The sequence below is a fragment of the Streptomyces sp. NPDC056486 genome (assembly GCF_042795295.1).
Classification (GTDB): domain Bacteria; phylum Actinomycetota; class Actinomycetes; order Streptomycetales; family Streptomycetaceae; genus Streptomyces.
This window is the reverse complement of the sequence record NZ_JBHTSF010000037.1, coordinates 1-19,154: the sequence shown is the minus strand read 5'-3', so window position 1 is coordinate 19,154 and position 19,154 is coordinate 1. Positions and strand designations below refer to the sequence as shown.

At 68.0% G+C, this 19,154-nt stretch carries 15 protein-coding genes; 10 read left to right on the top strand and 5 right to left on the bottom strand.

The genetic code is table 11. From position 1 onward, the window contains the following. Positions 1–181: 181 nt before the first annotated feature. The 6 genes from ACFQ7F_RS17205 (at position 182) to ACFQ7F_RS17180 (ending at position 12,558) form a co-directional block, all read left to right on the top strand. Complete coding sequence (locus ACFQ7F_RS17205) at positions 182–913, top strand: VIT1/CCC1 transporter family protein (protein ID WP_383271145.1); 732 nt, start codon at positions 182–184, stop codon at positions 911–913. Between the two features lie 309 nt (positions 914–1,222). Then, positions 1,223–5,818, top strand: coding sequence for a glutamate synthase large subunit (gltB, locus tag ACFQ7F_RS17200; RefSeq protein WP_383271143.1), 4,596 nt, complete (start codon positions 1,223–1,225; stop codon positions 5,816–5,818). Beyond that, a complete protein-coding gene (locus tag ACFQ7F_RS17195; protein ID WP_383271141.1) occupies positions 5,811–7,271 on the top strand; it encodes a glutamate synthase subunit beta in 1,461 nt (486 codons plus the stop codon). The genes gltB and ACFQ7F_RS17195 overlap by 8 nt, the downstream gene beginning before the upstream one ends. Positions 7,272–9,408: 2,137 nt before the next feature. After that, positions 9,409–10,707 carry a sugar ABC transporter substrate-binding protein gene (locus ACFQ7F_RS17190; protein ID WP_383271140.1) on the top strand — a complete coding sequence of 433 codons (1,299 nt, stop codon included), beginning with the start codon at positions 9,409–9,411 and terminating at the stop codon, positions 10,705–10,707. 19 nt (positions 10,708–10,726) lie between these two features. Then, positions 10,727–11,728 (top strand): carbohydrate ABC transporter permease, encoded by a 1,002-nt coding sequence (locus ACFQ7F_RS17185; RefSeq protein ID WP_383271138.1) that lies wholly within the window; start codon positions 10,727–10,729, stop codon positions 11,726–11,728. After that, positions 11,725–12,558, top strand: coding sequence for a carbohydrate ABC transporter permease (locus ACFQ7F_RS17180; RefSeq protein ID WP_383271136.1), 834 nt, complete (start codon positions 11,725–11,727; stop codon positions 12,556–12,558). The genes ACFQ7F_RS17185 and ACFQ7F_RS17180 overlap by 4 nt, the downstream gene beginning before the upstream one ends. 39 nt (positions 12,559–12,597) lie before the next feature. Here the strand turns inward: ACFQ7F_RS17180 and ACFQ7F_RS17175 are convergent, their stop codons facing one another. Further along, positions 12,598–13,497: a chitosanase gene (locus tag ACFQ7F_RS17175; RefSeq protein ID WP_383271134.1), complete on the bottom strand. Its 900-nt coding sequence runs from the start codon at positions 13,495–13,497 to the stop codon at positions 12,598–12,600. 112 nt (positions 13,498–13,609) lie between these two features. Between ACFQ7F_RS17175 and ACFQ7F_RS17170 the strand changes: the two genes are divergently transcribed. Next, a complete protein-coding gene (locus ACFQ7F_RS17170; protein ID WP_383271133.1) occupies positions 13,610–13,828 on the top strand; it encodes a hypothetical protein in 219 nt (72 codons plus the stop codon). A 14-nt stretch (positions 13,829–13,842) separates the two neighbouring features. Further along, positions 13,843–14,931: a hypothetical protein gene (locus tag ACFQ7F_RS17165; RefSeq protein WP_383271131.1), complete on the top strand. Its 1,089-nt coding sequence runs from the start codon at positions 13,843–13,845 to the stop codon at positions 14,929–14,931. Positions 14,932–14,937: 6 nt separating this feature from the next. Here the strand turns inward: ACFQ7F_RS17165 and ACFQ7F_RS17160 are convergent, their stop codons facing one another. The 3 genes from ACFQ7F_RS17160 to ACFQ7F_RS17150 all read right to left on the bottom strand — a co-directional run bounded on the left by ACFQ7F_RS17160 (position 14,938) and on the right by ACFQ7F_RS17150 (position 16,758). Then, complete coding sequence (locus ACFQ7F_RS17160; protein WP_383271129.1) at positions 14,938–15,393, bottom strand: nuclear transport factor 2 family protein; 456 nt, start codon at positions 15,391–15,393, stop codon at positions 14,938–14,940. A gap of 67 nt (positions 15,394–15,460) precedes the next feature. After that, positions 15,461–15,916: a winged helix-turn-helix transcriptional regulator gene (locus ACFQ7F_RS17155; protein WP_383271127.1), complete on the bottom strand. Its 456-nt coding sequence runs from the start codon at positions 15,914–15,916 to the stop codon at positions 15,461–15,463. A gap of 104 nt (positions 15,917–16,020) precedes the next feature. Next, complete coding sequence (locus ACFQ7F_RS17150) at positions 16,021–16,758, bottom strand: SDR family NAD(P)-dependent oxidoreductase (RefSeq protein ID WP_383271210.1); 738 nt, start codon at positions 16,756–16,758, stop codon at positions 16,021–16,023. Between the two features lie 71 nt (positions 16,759–16,829). Between ACFQ7F_RS17150 and ACFQ7F_RS17145 the strand changes: the two genes are divergently transcribed. After that, the gene (locus tag ACFQ7F_RS17145; protein WP_383271125.1) at positions 16,830–17,555 is read left to right on the top strand and encodes a vWA domain-containing protein; all 726 of its coding nucleotides are present in this window, start codon (positions 16,830–16,832) and stop codon (positions 17,553–17,555) included. A gap of 22 nt (positions 17,556–17,577) precedes the next feature. Here the strand turns inward: ACFQ7F_RS17145 and ACFQ7F_RS17140 are convergent, their stop codons facing one another. Continuing rightward, complete coding sequence (locus tag ACFQ7F_RS17140; RefSeq protein ID WP_383271123.1) at positions 17,578–18,570, bottom strand: tyrosine-protein phosphatase; 993 nt, start codon at positions 18,568–18,570, stop codon at positions 17,578–17,580. 434 nt (positions 18,571–19,004) lie between these two features. Here ACFQ7F_RS17140 and ACFQ7F_RS17135 point away from each other — a divergent pair. Then, positions 19,005–19,154: cold-shock protein (locus tag ACFQ7F_RS17135; protein WP_383271209.1), on the top strand; the 150-nt coding region annotated here is incomplete at its 3' end.

Here is a 19,154-nt window from a genome sequence, read left to right as displayed (position 1 = left end):
CGCGGCACCCCTGACGCGAGCATCCCCACCGCCGACGTCACCCCTCCGCCCCATGCGATCACCGGTTCGAGAGACCTCTGTTCGTACCTACGTGAGAGCAGGTAAGTACGGCCTTCCTTGCTGGCGAGAGCGATTTTTCGCGCGTACTTTCGAGATCGTCCAAGCACTGAGGGGGCCCACGATGGCGATCATCGAGACCGAAGCGACGCTGCACGAAGCGCACCGCGACAACCACACCCACCGCGACGTGAACGGCGGCTGGCTGCGCCCCGCCGTCTTCGGCGCGATGGACGGCCTGGTGTCCAACCTGGCCCTGATGACCGGTGTCGCGGGCGGATCCGTGTCGCAGCAGGCCATCGTCGTCACGGGTCTGGTCGGTCTCGCCGCGGGCGCCTTCTCCATGGCGGCAGGTGAGTACACCTCGGTCGCCTCGCAGCGTGAGCTCGTCGAGGCCGAACTCGACGTGGAGCGGCGGGAGTTGCGCAAGCACCCGGCGGACGAGGAGAAGGAGCTCGCCGCGCTGTACGTGTCGCGTGGCGTCGAGTCCGGGCTCGCCCATGAGGTCGCCAAGCAGCTGTCCAAGGACCCCGAGCAGGCCCTGGAGATCCACGCGCGCGAGGAGCTGGGCATCGATCCCGGCGATCTGCCATCGCCGACCGTCGCCGCGGTCTCCTCCTTCGGCGCCTTCGCGCTCGGCGCCCTGCTTCCCGTACTGCCGTATCTGCTCGGCGCCGACACGTTCTGGCCCGCGCTGCTTCTCGCACTGATCGGCCTCTTCGCCTGCGGTGCCGTTGTGGCGAAGGTAACCGCGCGTTCCTGGTGGTTCAGCGGTCTGAGGCAGCTGGCGCTCGGTGGGGCGGCGGCGGGTGTGACGTACGCCCTGGGCAGCTTGTTCGGTAGCGCCGTAGGATGAACTCTTGCAGTCCTATGCGGGACCCTGCATAAGTAGTCGTTACTCGGCGGTTTCGAGTCGTTAACCACCGGGCATGAGGTGAAAGCGCTGCGGGCAATGAGGCCCGCGCCGCTCTCGGGCCTACGGCCATGGATCTGTCCGCATAGGCCCCCCTCTGATCGCTCTCCACACTTATGAGCGGTGTCCACATGGTGGAATGAACTATCCGCTTTTCGAGAAGCGTTCCATCATGTAACCTGCACGAAATTTCGCCTGGGCCAACGTCGTCCCTCGCTTATTGCCTATGCCACGACGACGACGGGAGAGCCAATGCGTACACACGCCTGGTCGCCCATGGACGGTCGCCCCGCCCCTCAGGGCATGTACGACCCCCGTAACGAGCACGACGCCTGTGGTGTCGGGTTCGTGGCCACCCTCACCGGTGTAGCCAGCCATGAGCTGGTCGAACAGGCGCTGACCGTATTGCGCAATCTCGAACACCGTGGTGCCACCGGTTCCGAGCCGGACTCCGGAGACGGCGCGGGCATCCTGCTCCAGGTGCCGGACGCCTTCCTGCGCGAAGTCGCGGGATTCGCGCTCCCCGAGGCCGGCGCGTACGCCGTCGGCATCGCCTTCCTGCCGGTCGACACCGCGGGCACCACCGACGCCGCCGTCTCACAGATCGAGACGATCGCATCCCAGGAAGGCCTGACGGTCCTCGGCTGGCGCGACGTTCCCGTCGCCCCCGAGCTGCTCGGTGCCACCGCCCGCTCGACGATGCCGGTCTTCCGGCAGATCTTCGTTGCCGACGGCGAGAGCTCCGACATCGCGCTCGACCGCAAGGCCTTCGTGCTGCGCAAGCGCGCCGAGCGTGAGGCAGGGACGTACTTCCCCTCGCTCTCCGCCCGGACCATCGTCTACAAGGGCATGCTGACCACCGGCCAGCTTGAGCCGTTCTTCCCCGACCTGTCCGACCGCCGTTTCGCCACGGCCGTCGCGCTCGTCCACTCGCGCTTCTCCACGAACACGTTCCCGAGCTGGCCGCTCGCACACCCGTACCGCTTCGTCGCGCACAACGGCGAGATCAACACGGTCAAGGGCAACCGGAACTGGATGCGGGCGCGTGAGTCGCAGCTCGCCTCCGACCTGTTCGCCTCCGCCGGCGAGGCCAGCACCGACAAGCTCGACCGCGTGTTCCCCATCTGTACGCCGGACGCCTCCGACTCGGCGTCCTTCGACGAGGTGCTCGAACTCCTCCACCTCGGTGGACGTTCGCTTCCGCACAGCGTCCTGATGATGATCCCCGAGGCGTGGGAGAACCACGGCTCGATGGACCCGGCCCGCCGCGCCTTCTACCAGTACCACTCCACGCTGATGGAGCCCTGGGACGGCCCGGCCTGTGTCACCTTCACCGACGGCATCCAGGTCGGCGCGGTTCTCGACCGCAACGGTCTGCGCCCCGGTCGCTACTGGGTCACCGACGACGGCCTCGTCGTCCTGGGCTCCGAGGTCGGCGTCCTCGACATCGACCCCGCGAAGGTCGTCCGCAAGGGCCGCCTGCAGCCCGGCAAGATGTTCCTCGTCGACACCGTCGAGCACCGCATCGTCGAGGACGACGAGATCAAGGCCGCGCTCGCCCTGGAGAAGCCGTACCAGGAGTGGCTCGAGGCCGGCGAGATCGAGCTCTCCGACCTGCCCGAGCGCGAGCACATCGTGCACACGCACGCCTCCGTCACGCGCCGCCAGCAGACCTTCGGCTACACCGAGGAAGAGCTGCGCGTCATCCTCGCGCCGATGGCCAAGACCGGCGGCGAGCCGCTCGGCTCCATGGGCACGGACACCCCGATCGCCGCACTCTCCGAGCGCCCGCGGCTGATCTTCGACTACTTCACGCAGCTGTTCGCGCAGGTCACCAACCCGCCGCTCGACGCCATCCGTGAAGAACTCGTCACCTCGCTGCACTCCTCGCTCGGCCCGCAGGGCAACATCCTTGAGCCGACCGCCGCGACCTGTCGCAGCGTCACGCTGCCCTTCCCGGTGATCGACAACGACGAGCTCGCCAAGCTCATCCACATCAACGCCGACGGCGACATGCCCGGCATGACGGCCGCGACCCTCTCCGGTCTCTACCGCGTCAGCGGCGGTGGCGACGCCCTCGCCGCCCGCATCGAGGAGATCTGCTCCGAGGCCGACGCCGCAATAGAGGCCGGCGCCCGCCTGATCGTGCTCTCCGACCGGCACTCCGACGCCGAGCACGCGCCGATCCCCTCGCTGCTTCTCACCGCGGCCGTCCACCACCACCTCATCCGTACGAAGCAGCGCACCCAGGTGGGCCTGCTCGTCGAGGCGGGCGACGTCCGCGAGGTCCACCACGTGGCCCTCCTCATCGGCTACGGCGCCGCGGCCGTCAACCCCTACCTCGCGATGGAGTCCGTCGAGGACCTCGTCCGCGCGGGTACGTTCCTGGAGGCCGACGAGAATGGTGGCGCCGAGCAGGCCATCCGGAACCTGATCTACGGGCTCGGCAAGGGCGTCCTGAAGGTCATGTCCAAGATGGGCATCTCGACCGTCGCCTCCTACCGCGGCGCGCAGGTCTTCGAGGCCGTCGGCCTCCAGGAGAACTTCGTCGCGAAGTACTTCGTCGGTACGACGTCCAAGATCGGCGGAGTCGGCATCGACGTCGTCGCCCAGGAGGTCGCCGCCCGGCACGCCAAGGCGTACCCGGTCTCCGGCGTGGCCTCCGCGCACCGCGCGCTCGACATAGGCGGTGAGTACCAGTGGCGCCGCGAGGGCGAGCCGCACCTCTTCGACCCGGAGACGGTCTTCCGCCTGCAGCACGCCACGCGCAACCGCCGCTACGACATCTTCAAGAAGTACACGGACCGCGTGAACGAGCAGTCCGAGCGCCTCATGACGCTGCGCGGCCTGTTCAACCTGAAGGGCGACCGCCCGTCGATCTCCGTCGACGAGGTCGAGTCGGCCGCCGACATCGTCAAGCGGTTCTCGACCGGCGCCATGTCGTACGGCTCGATCTCGCAGGAAGCCCACGAGACCATGGCCATCGCCATGAACCAGCTGGGCGGCAAGTCCAACACCGGCGAGGGCGGCGAGGACGCGGAGCGTCTGTACGACCCGGCCCGCCGCTCGTCCATCAAGCAGGTCGCGTCCGGCCGCTTCGGTGTGACCTCCGAGTACCTGGTCAACGCGGACGACATCCAGATCAAGATGGCGCAGGGCGCCAAGCCCGGCGAGGGCGGCCAGCTGCCCGGACACAAGGTCTACCCGTGGGTCGCCAAGACGCGTCACTCGACGCCGGGCGTGGGCCTGATCTCCCCGCCGCCGCACCACGACATCTACTCCATCGAGGACCTGGCCCAGCTGATCCACGACCTGAAGAACGCGAACCCGCAGGCGCGGATTCACGTGAAGCTGGTCTCCGAGGTCGGCGTCGGCACGGTCGCCGCGGGTGTCTCCAAGGCGCACGCGGACGTGGTGCTCATCTCAGGACACGACGGCGGTACGGGTGCTTCGCCGCTCACCTCGCTCAAGCACGCGGGCGGCCCCTGGGAGCTCGGCCTCGCCGAGACCCAGCAGACGCTGCTTCTCAACGGCCTGCGTGACCGCATCGTGGTCCAGACGGACGGCCAGCTCAAGACCGGCCGTGACGTCGTCATCGCCGCGCTGCTCGGCGCCGAGGAGTTCGGTTTCGCGACCGCGCCGCTCGTCGTCTCCGGCTGCGTCATGATGCGCGTCTGCCACCTGGACACCTGCCCGGTCGGCATCGCCACGCAGAACCCGGCGCTGCGCGAGCGCTTCTCCGGCAAGGCCGAGTACATCGTCAACTTCTTCGAGTTCATCGCCGAAGAGGTCCGCGAGCTCCTCGCCGAGCTGGGCTTCCGCACGATCGAGGAGGCCGTCGGCCACGCCGAGCTCCTCGACACCGAGCGGGCCGTCAACCACTGGAAGGCGCAGGGCCTCGACCTCGAGCCGCTCTTCCACGTGCCGTCCCTGCCCGAGGGCGCGGCGCGCCACCAGATCGCGGTCCAGGACCACGCCCTGGAGAAGGCGCTCGACAACGAGCTGATCAAGCTCGCCGCCGACGCGCTCTCCGCCTCCGGCGCCAGTGACGCCCAGCCGGTCCGCGCACAGGTCGCGATCCGCAACATCAACCGCACGGTCGGCACCATGCTCGGCCACGAGGTGACGAAGAAGTTCGGTGGCGCGGGCCTGCCCGACGACACCATCGACATCACCTTCACCGGCTCGGCGGGCCAGTCGTTCGGCGCGTTCGTACCGCGCGGTGTGACGCTGCGCCTGGAGGGCGACGCCAACGACTACGTCGGCAAGGGCCTCTCGGGCGGCCGCGTCATCGTCCGCCCGGACCGCGGCGCCGACCACCTCGCCGAGTACTCGACGATCGCGGGCAACACCATCGCGTACGGCGCGACCGGTGGCGAGCTGTTCCTCCGTGGCCGCACGGGTGAGCGGTTCTGCGTCCGTAACTCCGGTGCGACGGTCGTGTCCGAGGGCGTGGGCGACCACGGCTGCGAGTACATGACCGGTGGCCACGCGGTGGTCCTCGGCGAGACGGGCCGTAACTTCGCGGCCGGTATGTCGGGCGGTATCGCGTACGTCATCGACCTCGACCGGGACAACGTCAACCCCGGCAACCTGGGCGCCGTGGAGGCCCTGGACGACTCCGACAAGAAGTGGCTGCACGACGTCGTGCGCCGCCACCAGGAGGAGACAGGTTCGACCGTCGCCGAGAAGATGCTCGCCGAGTGGGAGACCACCGTGGAGCGCTTCAGCAGGATCATCCCCAGCACGTACAAGGCAGTGCTCGCCGCCAAGGACGCCGCCGAGCGAGACGGTCTCTCCGAGACCGAGATCACGGAGAAGATGATGGAGGCGGCGACCAATGGCTGATCCCAAGGGCTTTTTGAACCATGGCCGCGAGGTCGCGCAGACCCGCCCGGTCGGCGAGCGCGTCCAGGACTGGAACGAGGTCTACGTTCCCGGCTCCCTCCTCCCGATCATCTCCAAGCAGGCGTCGCGCTGCATGGACTGCGGTATCCCGTTCTGTCACCAGGGCTGTCCGCTGGGGAACCTGATCCCCGAGTGGAACGACTTCGCGTACCGCGAGGACTGGTCGGCCGCTTCCGAGCGGCTGCACGCCACGAACAACTTCCCGGAGTTCACGGGCCGCCTCTGCCCGGCGCCCTGCGAGTCGGCGTGCGTGCTCGGCATCAACCAGCCCGCCGTCACCATCAAGAACGTCGAAGTCTCCATCATCGACAAGGCGTGGGACACGGGCGACGTGCTGCACCAGGCGCCCGACCGCCTCTCCGGCAAGACGGTCGCCGTCATCGGCTCGGGCCCGGCGGGTCTGGCCGCGGCGCAGCAGCTGACGCGGGCGGGCCACACGGTCGCCGTCTACGAGCGCGCCGACCGCATCGGCGGCCTGCTCCGGTACGGCATCCCCGAGTTCAAGATGGAGAAGCGCCACATCAACCGCCGCATCGAGCAGATGCGCGCGGAGGGCACCAAGTTCCGTACGGGTGTGGAGATCGGCCGGGACATCGACGCGAAGAAGCTGCGCAAGCGGTACGACGCGGTGGTCATCGCGGCGGGCGCCACGACGTCACGCGACCTCCCGGTCCCCGGCCGTGAGCTCAAGGGCGTCTACCAGGCGATGGAGTACCTGCCCCTGGCCAACAAGGTCCAGGAGGGCGACTACGTCACCACGCCCGTCTCCGCCGAGGGCAAGCACGTCGTGGTCATCGGCGGCGGCGACACCGGCGCGGACTGCGTGGGCACGGCCCACCGCCAGGGCGCGGCTTCCGTGACCCAGCTGGAGATCATGCCGCGCCCGGGCGAGGAGCGGAACGCCAACCAGCCGTGGCCGACCTTCCCCATGCTCTACAAGGTCACTTCGGCCCACGAGGAGGGCGGCGAGCGCGTCTACGCCGTCTCGACGACCCACTTCGAGGGTGACGAGGACGGGAACGTCCAGTTCCTGCACCTCACCGAGGTCGAGTTCATCGAAGGCAAGCTGACCCCGAAGCCGGGCACGGAGCGCAAGATCCCCGCCCAGCTGGTCACCCTCGCCATGGGCTTCACGGGCACGGACCGCGAGAACGGCCTGGTGGACCAGTTCTCCCTGGACCTCGACGAGCGCGGGAACGTCGCGCGCGACGCCGAGTTCCAGACCAACGTCCCCGGCGTCTTCGTCGCCGGCGACGCGGGTCGCGGTCAGTCGCTCATCGTCTGGGCGATCGCCGAGGGCCGCTCGGCCGCGAAGGGCGTGGACCGCTTCCTCACCGGCGCGAGCGACCTGCCGTCCCCGATTCGACCCACGGACCGATCTCTGATGGTCTAGTCCTTCAGCACCACCACAACCCCATATTCGTCCCGTACAACGGCGTACGGAACTGAGCGGCGCCCGCCTCGTCCCCGACCGGACCATGGCGGGCGTCGTGGCGTTCGCGGGCCCCGGGCCGGGCTCGGGCTGAGGGTGCGTGCCGCTCGGCCCGGGGCCATTCCGGGGGCTTTGGTGGGCCTGGGGTGTGGGGGGTGCCGTTGCGGGAGTGCGGGAGTGCGGGTGGGCCGGTGTCGGTCTGGGCGCCGGGGCCGTCCGGTTGAACCCAGATTGGTGGTTGCGGGCCGGGAGTAAAGGGCGCTCCTGCGTCGCGTCGGCTGCGCCGATGGCCCTGCGGGCCACCCTTGACACCCGTCCCTCCACCACGCGAGGGAAGACGACCGGACGGCCCAGGGGCGGGACTCTCGGGACAGCTGGCTTGGGGGCTTCGGTTTCGCGGCCGGGTGCGGACTAGTTCGTCGCGGGCACCCCGAGTACGGAGGGGTACGCGGTCGGTTCGGGGAGGGGTGACGGTCTCGTCAAGCGGCCGGCGACCGGATCGTCGGGGGTGGCCGCAGAGGGAGTGGGGAGGGCGGAATGCAGGAAAGTCCCACGGGAGGCCGCCGGGACCGGGGCTGGGGTGGGTGCCGGTCTCCCGGGGACGCCGCGCGGAGGCGCACCTACTTTGGCGAAGTTGCGTTCTTGCAGGAGAGGGGCGCGCGAGTGCGCCAACGCGCCCTTGAGCGGTACGTCATCCGCACCCTCCACCGGAGCGAGTCGCCAGTCGGCCCGTCAGCCGGGGGCGGCCTACGCCAGTCCTCGCGTCGCTCCTCGCGCCAACTCCCATCGCGGCACACGTAGGAACGGGTACGGGTACTGAGTTCCCATCCACTCTCGTCCACGCAGGGCTCCTTCGGTTGGGGCGGGATACGCCATCCCCACTGCCACTGGCCCCCCATCTCCTCGCACCGCACTCGCGTATCGTGGCGGGTTGCTCCGGCCTTGCCCCGCTCGCTCGACCGGCAACTGGGGTTGGTCCAACCCCACTTCGTGTCCTTCTCCGGAGTCATGGCCACCGTGGGCAGCGGGCCAGGCTGCTGCGGGCAGCCGGTGGACGTCGCGCTCGGTGGTTCCGCTGCCACATGCAGTGATCAGCACGACGACACCGAGGCTGAACAAGACACCGAATGTTCGTATCCGCCCCATGAGGGACACGCTATTCGTGACGATTGGGTCTATGCGCCGGTTCGCCACCGCTTGAGCAGACCAGCGCGCACCTCCCGAGCGACCGCGCACCCACCGTCCGGTCACCCACTTTGATGGAGGGTGCGGATGACGTACCGCTCAAGGGCGCGTTGGCGTACTCGCGCGCCCCTCTCCTGCAAGAACGCAACTTCGCCAAAGTAGGTGCGCCTCCGCGCGGCGTCCCCGGGAGACCGGCAGCCACCCCACCCCGAAAAGGGGCCAGTTGCAAGAAAGTCCCGCCCATCCACCCCTAACCTCGGCGTGTCGCGGGACTTTCCTGCAATCCGCCGCCCGATGCCCCTCCACTGCCCCCTCGACGGTCACCCCTGACGATCCGGTCGTCGGACGCTTGACGAGACCGCCACCCCTCCCCGAACCGGCCGCGTACCTCACCCACGCCCCGCCGCCCCCAACGAACCAGTCCGCACCCGACCGCAAAACCGAACGACCCCACGTGAATAGTCGAGAGTCCCGCCCCTGGGCCGTCCGGTCGTCTTCCCTCGCGTGGTGGAGGGACGGGAGTCAAGGGTGGCCCGCAGGGCCATCGGCGCAGCCGACGCGACGCAGGAGCGCCCTTTACTCCCGGCCCGCAACCACCAACCTGGGTTCAACCGGACGGCCCCGGCGCCCTCACCGACACCGGGCCACCCGCACTCCCGCAACGGCACCCCCACACCCCAGGCCCGCCAAAGCCCCGGAGCGCCACCCGCCACCACCCCCGCCTGAGCGCAGTCAGAGACCCAAAGCCGTTGCGAACCACGCAACACGCGTTGTGCATTGCGCAGCCCGCAATGCTCATTACGGTTCGGCAGCGGGCCCAGATGGGTCTAGACCGGCTGGAGTCCGTGTGGCCACAATCACTCCACAGCAACGGTCGGCGCAGGAAACAGCTCGAACCCATGAGGGGGCCGGTATGAAGCGACGGGTCATCGCGGCAGGTATCGCCATGACGCTCGGACTGACCGCGACGGCATGCGGCAGCGATGACGGGAGCGACGGCGGCGACGCCACCGACGGCAAGGGCAAGACCCTCACCGTATGGATCATGGAGGGGACCAACCCCGACGCCAGACCCTTCTTCAGCGAGGCCGGCAAGGCCTTCGAGAAGAAGACCGGCGCCAAGATCCACGTCGAGTACCAGCAGTGGGCCACCGCGCAGAAGAAGTTCACCACCGCCATCGAGGGCGGCGAGGACCAGGTCCCCGACGTGGCCGAGGTCGGTACGACCTGGGTGCCGCAGTTCGCCGAGACCGGTGGCCTCGTCGACGTGACCGACAAGGTGAAAGAGTCCGGACTCAATGACGACCTCGTCGAGGGCCTCGCGGACGCGGGCACGCTGGACGGCAAGCAGTACGGCATGCCCTGGTACGCAGGCGTGCGCAGCATCGTCTACCGCAAGGACGTCTTCGAGAAGCACAAGCTGAAGGCACCCACCACCTGGAAGGAGCTCCAGTCAGCGGCCAAGACGCTGAAGGACAAGGAGCCCGGGATGATCCCCTTCCCGGTCGCGGGCGGCGCCGAAATGTACGCCACCCCCTTCATCTGGGGCGCCGGAGGCGAACTCGCCACGGAGTCGGGCGGCAAGTGGAAGTCCGGGATCAACTCCCCGGAGGCCGTCAAGGGCATCGAGTTCTACACCGGCCTCGCCACCAAGGACAAGGTCTCCCCGGCCAAGGTCAACACCTGGACGGAGAAGGAGGTCGGCGACGCCTGGGGTAAGGGCCAGGTCGCGATGTCCGTCAACGGCAACTGGACCCCCAAGGCCATCGTCGAGGCCAACCCGGACCTCAAGGGCAAGCTCGGCGCCGTGCCGATCCCCGGCCAGACCGGCGGCATGAGCAAGTCCTTCCTCGGCGGCTCCTACCTGTCCACGTTCAACACGGACAAGAAGGACCTCGCCTGGGAGTTCGTGAAGATGCTGACCACGGGTGACTTCGCCGCCAAGTGGGCCGAGGAGACCAACTACTTCCCGGGTCAGAACTCCGAGCTGAAGAAGATCGAGGCGAAGAAGGACCCGCTGGTCGAGCCGTTCGCCAAGCAGATGCTGGAGGCCGGCGCGACCGTCCCCAAGACCAAGGCGTACGGCGAGATCCAGGCATCGAAGGTCATCCCCGGCATGGTGCAGTCCATCCTGACCGGGAAGTCCTCCGTCCAGGAGGCGGCGGACAAGGCCGCCAAGGACATGGACGCGATCTTCGCCAAGGACAAGTAGGCAGGGGCGAGTCGGCACTGTGAAAGACACGCTTGTCGGCGACGGGCCCAAGGCCGAGGAAGACGCCACGGCCCGCCGCCGCCCCTCCCCCCGACCGGAACACGAAGCAGCCCTCCGTAAGAAGAAGCTGGTCGGTCTTACCCGGCCGTGGCTGCTCCTCGCGCCCTCCCTCCTGGTCCTCGCGGGCCTGCTGCTCTGGCCGCTGATCCAGGTCGGCAAGCTCTCGATGCAGGACTACGTCGTCAAGTTCGGCGGCGGAGTGGGCACGTACACCGGATTCGACCACTACACCGACCTGCTCGGCAGTGAACTCCTGTGGAAGACGGTCCTGCCCAACACGGCGTTCTTCGCGATCGCCTGCGTCGGCCTCACCGTCGCCCTCGGCACGCTCGTCGCGCTGCTGCTCAACCGCCTCGGCCCGGCCTGGCGGTTGATCTGCTCCATCGCGATCCTCGCCGCGTGGGCGATGCCCGCCGTCACAGGAACGTACGTCTGGATCTGGCTCTTCCAGCCGCAGGACGGCATGGTCAGTCAGATCGCGGGCTCGATCGGGCTCATCGACCCCGAGACCAGCAACTGGTTCACCGAGCGCGGACCGTTCTACGCGATCGCGACCCTGAACGTCGTCCACCACGGCTTCCCGTTCGTCGCCATCACCGTCCTCGCGGGCCTGATGACGATCCCCAAGGAGCTCTACGAAGCAGGGGAGTTGGACGGCGCCAACGCCTGGCAGCGGTTCTGGAAGATCACGCTGCCGACGATCAAGCCGGTCTTCCTCGTGGTGACCATCCTCTCCACCATCTGGGACTTCAAGGTCTTCACCCAGATCTATCTGATGCCGGGCGGCGACGGCGCCAACGCAGAGGTCTACAACCTGGGCGTCTTCTCGTACATCCAGGCCTTCGCCAAGAACGACTACGGCACGGGCGCGGCAGCCGCGGTCCTGCTCACCCTGCTGCTCCTGGCCATCACGATCGTCTACATCCGTACGCTGTTCCGGCAGGGGGAGGAGGACCTGTGAGTGTCCGTCGCGCCACACTCGCCGCACGCATCGGCCTGCCCGTCGCGGTCGCCGCGCTGCTGCTCTTCGCGCTCTTCCCCGTGTACTGGATGATCTCCACGGCACTCGACCCGAAGGCGGTCACCCGCGGTTCGGACGTGCTGCCGAGCGGCCTCAGCTTCGAGCACTTCACCTACGTGTTCGAGAAGGGCAACTTCGGTACGTACCTGCTGAACTCGGCGCTCGTCGGCTTCGGCACGATCCTGGCCGCCGGAGTGCTCTCGCTCTTCGCGGCGATCGCCGTGGCCCGCTTCAAGTTCCGGTTCCGCACCTCCGTACTGATCATGGTCCTGATAGTGCAGATGGTCCCGCTGGAAGCACTCGTCATCCCGCTCTTCATCCAGATGCGGGACTACGAGATGCTCAACTCGCTGATCGGCCTGACGATCGTCTACATCGCGCTCTCGCTCCCCTTCGCGATCTGGACCCTGCGCGGGTTCGTCCAGACCGTGCCGAAGGAGGTCGAGGAGGCGGCGTACATCGACGGGGCGTCCTGGTTCCGGATGTTCCGCTCGGTGCTGCTTCCGCTGGTGGCGCCCGGACTCGTCGCGACCTCGATCTTCGCCTTCATCACGGCGTGGAACGAGTTCGTCTTCGCGTACACCTTCATGAAGAGCAGCGACAAGTACACGGCTGCCGTGGGCATTTACCAGTTCTTCGGTGAGAACTCCACGGCCTGGGGCCCGGTCATGGCCAGCTCCACGCTGGTCACCGTGCCGGTGATGATCTTCTTCGTGATCGTGCACCGGAAGCTCGGCTCGGGCCTGGCGGCGGGAGCGGTGAAAGGCTGAGCGAGGCGGGGCGTTCAGGGTTTTCAGGGTCGTCCAGGCTTACGGAACCCTGAACGTCTCCCCGTACACCTTCCATGTCAGCGGCGTCTTCAGGCTCAGATTGCCGTCGTAGAGGAACTGCCGCTGCGCCGTGTCCACGCGTGTCGTGTCGCGGTGCGCCTTCTCGGACTTCATCGCCGCGCGGCGGATGTCCAGGAAGATGTCGAGGTACGCCTTCTCCTTGCCGCCCTGCGCGGGCGTGTTCGCTTCCTTCAGCGCCGCCTCGCGCAGGCCGTAGAAGCCGCGCGGTCCGGTGCCCGGACCGTGCAGGACCATCGCGTCGTAGTAGATGAACTGCCCGAGCGTGCCGAGCCCGTCGAGCTTGGCGAGGCGGACGGCGGGGTCGAAGTAGATACGGTCGCGCGCGCTGTTCTGGGCCTTGCGGAACGCGGGCTCGTCGGCCTCCGTCTTCCAGGCCTTGGTGAAGCCGGGGTCCAGGCCCTCGTGCGAGTCGCTGCCGTCGACCTTGCGCAGGGCGGGCAGATAGCGGGCGAGGCCGTTGTCCGGGTGGTCCTTCGTGTACCGCTCGACAAGGGTGAGCAGGTCGTGCGTGCCGGTGCAGAAGCCGATGATCCCGGCGGTGTAGCCGTGGTCGTCGTCGATGTCCTCTATATAGCCGTACTGCTCGCGCCACTTCAGCGTGGAGTTCTCCGCGCTGGCTATCAGCTGCTGGGCGAGGTCCTTCTTGGCGGGCGCCGCGAGGCCAGGGGGCAGGTCCGCGATCAGCTCGTCGTCGGCCTTGATCTCGGCCGCCGACTTGTCGTCGTCGTAGGGCCGGTGGGTGCCGGGCGCCTTCTGGCCGGCCCCGGAGCCACCCTTGTCCGAGTCCCCGCCCAGGAAGTAGACGGCGACCGTGGCGACCGGTGCTACGGCGATGAGAAGGAGGCCTGCACGTTTCATTCGCACAAGAGTACGTGCGCTTCGGCGGTAGCGCGCCTTCCGGATCCGACTCTATTGACTAATAGTCAATATCGCATCAGTCTCTGGAGCCAGACCGGTCATGGGAGGCCCTATGAGCACCGAAGCGCGGGAGCAGCTGAGCAAGGAGCTGCGGGACGAACCACCGGAATCCTTCGGGCAGTTGGCGCCCGAGCAACTGGCTCTGCTGGCCGACGCGCTGAAGCGCGAACGTGAGCGACGGGCGTCGGGTCTGAACGAGGCCGCCGAGGAGGCGCTGAAACTCGTGCCCGCGCTGGCGCGAGGTCCTGTACGCCGGATTCTGTTCCGATAGGGGAGGGGCACGCCATGGACAAGCTGCGGAGCAGGGCGGAGACCCTGAAGATCGCTCGACTCCTCGACGTGGAGCCGGACACGCTCGCCTTCCTGCGGACGCTTCCCGTCGAGGACGTACGCCGCTTCCGCGAGAGTTGCGTCGCGGAACTCTTCGACCGTACGCCCGAGATGCTCGACCGGATCGCGTCCGCGACGAAGCTGGTGCCTGCCGGGGTCGCTGCCGCGATCTCGCAGAAGGCGCTGGGTCCGCGGCTCGCCGCCGGGGTCGCGGGGCGCCTCGAACCGGCGCGGGCCGCGGACATCATCGAGAAGCTGCCGGTGCCGTTCACGGCTCAGTCGTGCGGGCATCTCGACCCGCGCCGGATCAAGGGCATCGTCGACCGGCTCGACGAAGGCCTGGTGGTGCGGATCGCGGTGGCCCTTGCCGAGCGGGGCGACCACCTGACGATGGGCCGGTTCGTCGGCCACCTGCGGGACTCCGCGCTGCGTCGGATCCTGCCGCAGGTGGACGACGCCGCCGTCCTGCGGACCGGGTTCACGATCGACGAGCCCGAACGGCTCGGCCAGATCATCGAGTTGATGGGCGCGGAGCGGCTCGCGTCGGTCATCGCTTCGGCGTCGGGGGAGGGGCTGTGGCCTGAGGCCCTTGCCGTGGCGGGGATGGTGACGGGGGAGCAGCGGGCTCGTATCGCGTCGCTCGCCGCCGCACGCCCGCCGGAGCAGCTGGATTCCCTGGTCGTGACGGTGAGCGAACAGGACCTGTGGGAGTCACTGCTGCCGTTGGTCGCACTCCTCGGCGAGGAGGAACGACGGGCGGTCGCTGTGCTGCCTTCCCTGCGGGAAGCGCAGGTGCTCGGCGGGGTCGTGCGGGCGGTCGTGGCCACCGGGCTGTGGGCGGAGTTCCTGCCCCTGGTGGAGCTGCTGCCGGACGCGGGTCGCAAGGTGGTGGCGGACGAGGCGGCCGCTCTGACGGATGCGGATCTTGACGCGCTTGCCCGCGAGGTCAGCAAGCAGGATCTGTGGGGACTGGTCCTGCCGTTGGTCGAGCTGATGGACGACGGGGCGAAGACGCGGATCTTCGAGTTGCCCGCGTTTCAGTAGGTTCTCTCACATCACCGCGTCGGTCTGCAGCGGGCCTGCGGTGATGCGCAGTTCACGGATGCGGACCGTCTCCTCGCCGGTGAGCTCCTCGCCGGTGAGCTCCTCGCCGGTGAGCTCGTCGTCGGCGAGGTAGAAGATGTGCATGAACGGGGCGCGGACGACGCGGTCGGGTTCGGTCTTCTTGGCCATGGTGGCCTCTCCGCGCAGCAGGCGGACACCGTCGCCCGCGGCCCAGAATTCCAGGATCTCGTGCTTGATGATCAGCGGTTCGTCGATCTTGACGAAGAACGCCTTGATGGCTTCGACGCCGTGGATGTGCTCGGTGCCGAAGAACATGTCGGTGTCCTCGGTCAGCGGCGCGAAGCCCTCACCGAACTCCAGCGTGTCGATGGCGTCCATGAACTTCAAGGCCCACTCGGGCGCGGTCGTCGCGTGTGCTGCGTTTGTCGTCGTCACAGTCATCGTCTCCTGATTCGAGTAGTACTAGTAGTGTATCGCTACTAGTACCGACTCGCTACCAGTGAGATGGCTAGCTGCCCTCCTGGGTGGGCATAGGGCGCAGGGTCGCGGCCTCCATCGGCTCGTGGCAGCTGCTGCACGCGAGGTAGGGGTCGGTCGGATTGCCGCACACCGTGTGCATCAGCGGGTGCCGCGTGGCGTCCGTGTCGGTCGCGCGAGTCTCGGCCCAGCGGGTGATCGCCACGATGGCGGGGACGACGAGTTCACGGGCGCTGTCGGTGAGCTCGTACTCGTACCACGGCTTGTCCGTCCGGTAGGCGCGCTTCGAGAGCAGGCCGAGCTCCGTCAGGGTGGCCAGTCGCGAGGTGAGAATGTTCGCCGAGATGCCGAGCGCCCGTTTGAGTTCCCCGAATCGGCCCACCCCGAAGAACACCTCCCGCAGGATCTGGTAGTTCCAGCGCTCCGAGATGGCGCTCAAGAACTCCTGCCCATGCTGGAAGGTGACGTGATCCGTCCGGTCGGACACGGCTTCTCCTCTTCGGTGGCCCAGTGATATAAAGTCACAAGTAGTTTTGGAATGCTACCAGTCGGCTCGCGTGTCGACCTGACCGGAACTGCCGACCGCGAAAATCACCCCGCCGTCGACCCTCCATCCACCGCGAACTCCGCCCCGGTGATGTACGAGGACGCCTCCGAGGCAAGGAAGAGGACCAGCTCCCCGACCTCCTCGGGCCGACCCATCCGGCCGAGCGGCAGATGGGACCAGTCCTTGCCGGACGTGGAGGACACCCCCGCGATCATCGGAGTGTCGATCGCCCCCGGATGCACGGAGTTGACCCGCACCCCGAACCGCGCGAGGTCAAGGGCCGATGACCGGGTCAGCCCCCGCAGCCCGAACTTCGTCGAGCCGTACGCCGCATGCCCCCGTATCCCCACGAGCCCAGCCGTGGAGGAGACGTTCACGATCGAACCCCCGCCCGCCTCCCGCAGCGCGGGCAGCGCCGCCTGGATGCCCAGGAACGGGCCGAGCAGATTGACCCGGATCAGGGCCTCGAAGTTCTCGTACGTCTCGTTCTCCACGGACGCCGTCCGCCACAGCGCGGCATTGTTGACGAGCGCGTCCAGGCGGCCGAAGGCCTCCGTCCCGGCCGCCACGGCCGACGACCAGCTCTCCGCATCCGTGACGTCGTGACGTACGAACAGACCCTGCTCACCCAGGGACTTGGCGACCTCGCGGCCTTCCTCCTCCCGTACGTCCGTGATCACGACCCGCGCCCCGGCCTCCGCGAAGAGCCGCGCCTCGGCCGCTCCCTGACCACGGCCCGCACCGGTGATCAGTACGACCTTGCCCTCTAGCCCGTAAGAGATCACTGCACGCCCCCTCCGGCCGACCCCGTAGCCTCGGCCCACTGGAACGGGGCGGGAGAACGGAGCGGAACGTGGAACCGGCGATCAGCCTGCGCAAGGTGGAAGAGGCGGCGCCCGCCCTTGTCAGCCTCTACAAGTCCGCCGGAGTCAGCCTCCGCAAGCACGGCCTCGAGGGCATGCGCGCCGCCGTCTATCTCGTCGTCGACTACTCCGGCTCCATGCGGTCCTACTACAAGAAGGGCAGCGTCCAGGCCCTCGCCGAGCGCGTGCTCGGCCTGTCCGCGCACCTCGACGACGACGGCATCGTGCCCACCGTCTTCTTCTCCACAGACGTCGACGCCGTCACGGAGATCTCCCTCGACCGCCACCACGGCAGGATCGACGAGATCGTCGCCGGGCTCGGCCCCATGGGCCTGACCAACTACCACGTGGCGATGGACGCCGTGATCGACCACTACATGGACAGCGGATCCACCGCTCCTGCCCTGGTCGTCTTCCAGACCGACGGCGGCCCCAGCAGCAAGAGCGCCGCCGAGCGGTATCTCTGCAAGGCGGCCGGTCTCCCGCTCTTCTGGCAGTTCATCGGCTTCGGCAACGAGAAGAGCAGCCAGTTCGACTACCTCCGCAGGCTCGACGAACTCGCCGTCCCCGCCGAGCGCGTCGTCGACAACGCGGGCTTCTTCCACGCGGGGAAGAAGCCCCACAAGGTCCCGGACGAGCACCTGTACGACCAGCTCCTCGGAGAGTTCCCGTCCTGGCTCGCGGCGGCGCGGGCGCGGGGGATCGTGAGGACGTGACCTCCGCGCCCCGAGGGGCGTTCTAGTCGACCATCCGCTCCCGCAGCGCGAGAATCGTCCGCGTATCAAGCCCGAGTCCCTTCCTCAGATAGCCGTCGAGGCTTCCGTACTTCTCCTTCACCTGGGCGAGCGCCGCCTCCAGATAGCCGGTGCGGACCTCCTGGAGCGGGATCAGCAGATCCGGGTTCTGCATCAGGCCGCTCTGCTTCAAGCTCTCGCGCACCTTCGCGTCGTACGCGGCCCGGTAGGTGTTGGACGCCAGGAAGTCGCCCACGACGGTGCGTTCGGGGACACCGACGGCGCGAAGCAGTAGGTAACTGGTCCAGCCCGTACGGTCCTTGCCCGCCGTGCAGTGGTAGAGCAGCGGTGATTTCGTTCCGCCGTGGGCGATGTCGCGCAGGGTCGCAGCGAACTGCGCGCGGTTCGCGGCGTCGGTGACGAAGGTGCGGTAGACGTCGCGCATGAAGGCGTCCGCCTTGCCGTTGCCCAGCATCTCCTCCTGCTTGACCGGGTCCTTGGAGCCGATCGCGGTCATCAGCGTCACGAAGAGACCGTTGTCGCTGATGGCCCGGGACGTCGGGGCGAGCCCGGCGGGCAGCCGGTCGGGTCCGTCGTACTGGACCTCGGCGGGCACCCGGAAGTCGACGACCTTCTTCAGGCCGAGCCCGGCGAGCGTGGTGACGTCGGCGTCGGTCAGCTTGGCCAGGGCGTCGGCGCGGAAGACCTGGCCGTAGCGGACCCGTTCGCCGTCGTAGGTGCGATAGCCGCCCACGTCTCTTACGTTGACGGCGCCCTGGAGCGGTATCCGGTGTACGCCGTCGGATGCGGGGCGGGAATGGTGCGGGGCGTGCTGTGCCGTGCCGCGCTCGGATGCGGCGGGTCCGGCGGTCTCGGCCTGGGCCTGGGCCGCCCAGGCGGGCAGGGTGCCCAGGGCGAGCGCGCAGACCGCGACTCCGACCGCTGCACGGGTGCGGGTGCGGGTGCGGGTGCGGGTGCGTGTACGGGTGATGCGCATTGGGCCGCCTTCCTCGGTAGCGGTCGCCATGGCCACTCGTCGCTCAACCAAGCGATTGTTTGGTTGAAGGTAGCGGGGTGCCCCGACAGGAGGAAGGTGTGTGCGGCAGGTATCTCACCCCCGGCGTCCCGACGTCCCGGCGCCCCGGTTCCGTGGTGCGGCTCGGTGGTGCGGCTCGGTGGTGCGGCGAGTGGAGTAAGGGAGGCGGCCCGGTCCCGTGCGGTCAGCGGGGACCCCGAAACAAGGGGTCCCTCGTCCGTGTTAGGCTTATGCGTCGCAGTTTTGGTACCCATGAACTTTATGTGCGCCTGACGGGAATGCTCCGAAGGCGCATTATTGTTTTTTTCCGGTCTCTCCGGGATGGGGGTCATTGCAGCGCTTGGAATCCACAATTCCGTGGTTTTCCTTACTCTGCCCCTGTTGAGGAGATTGACATGGCAACCGGTACCGTTAAGTGGTTCAACTCGGAAAAGGGCTTCGGCTTCATCGAGCAGGACGGCGGCGGCCCCGACGTCTTCGCCCACTACTCGAACATCGCGTCCTCGGGCTTCCGTGAGCTCCTCGAGGGCCAGAAGGTGAACTTC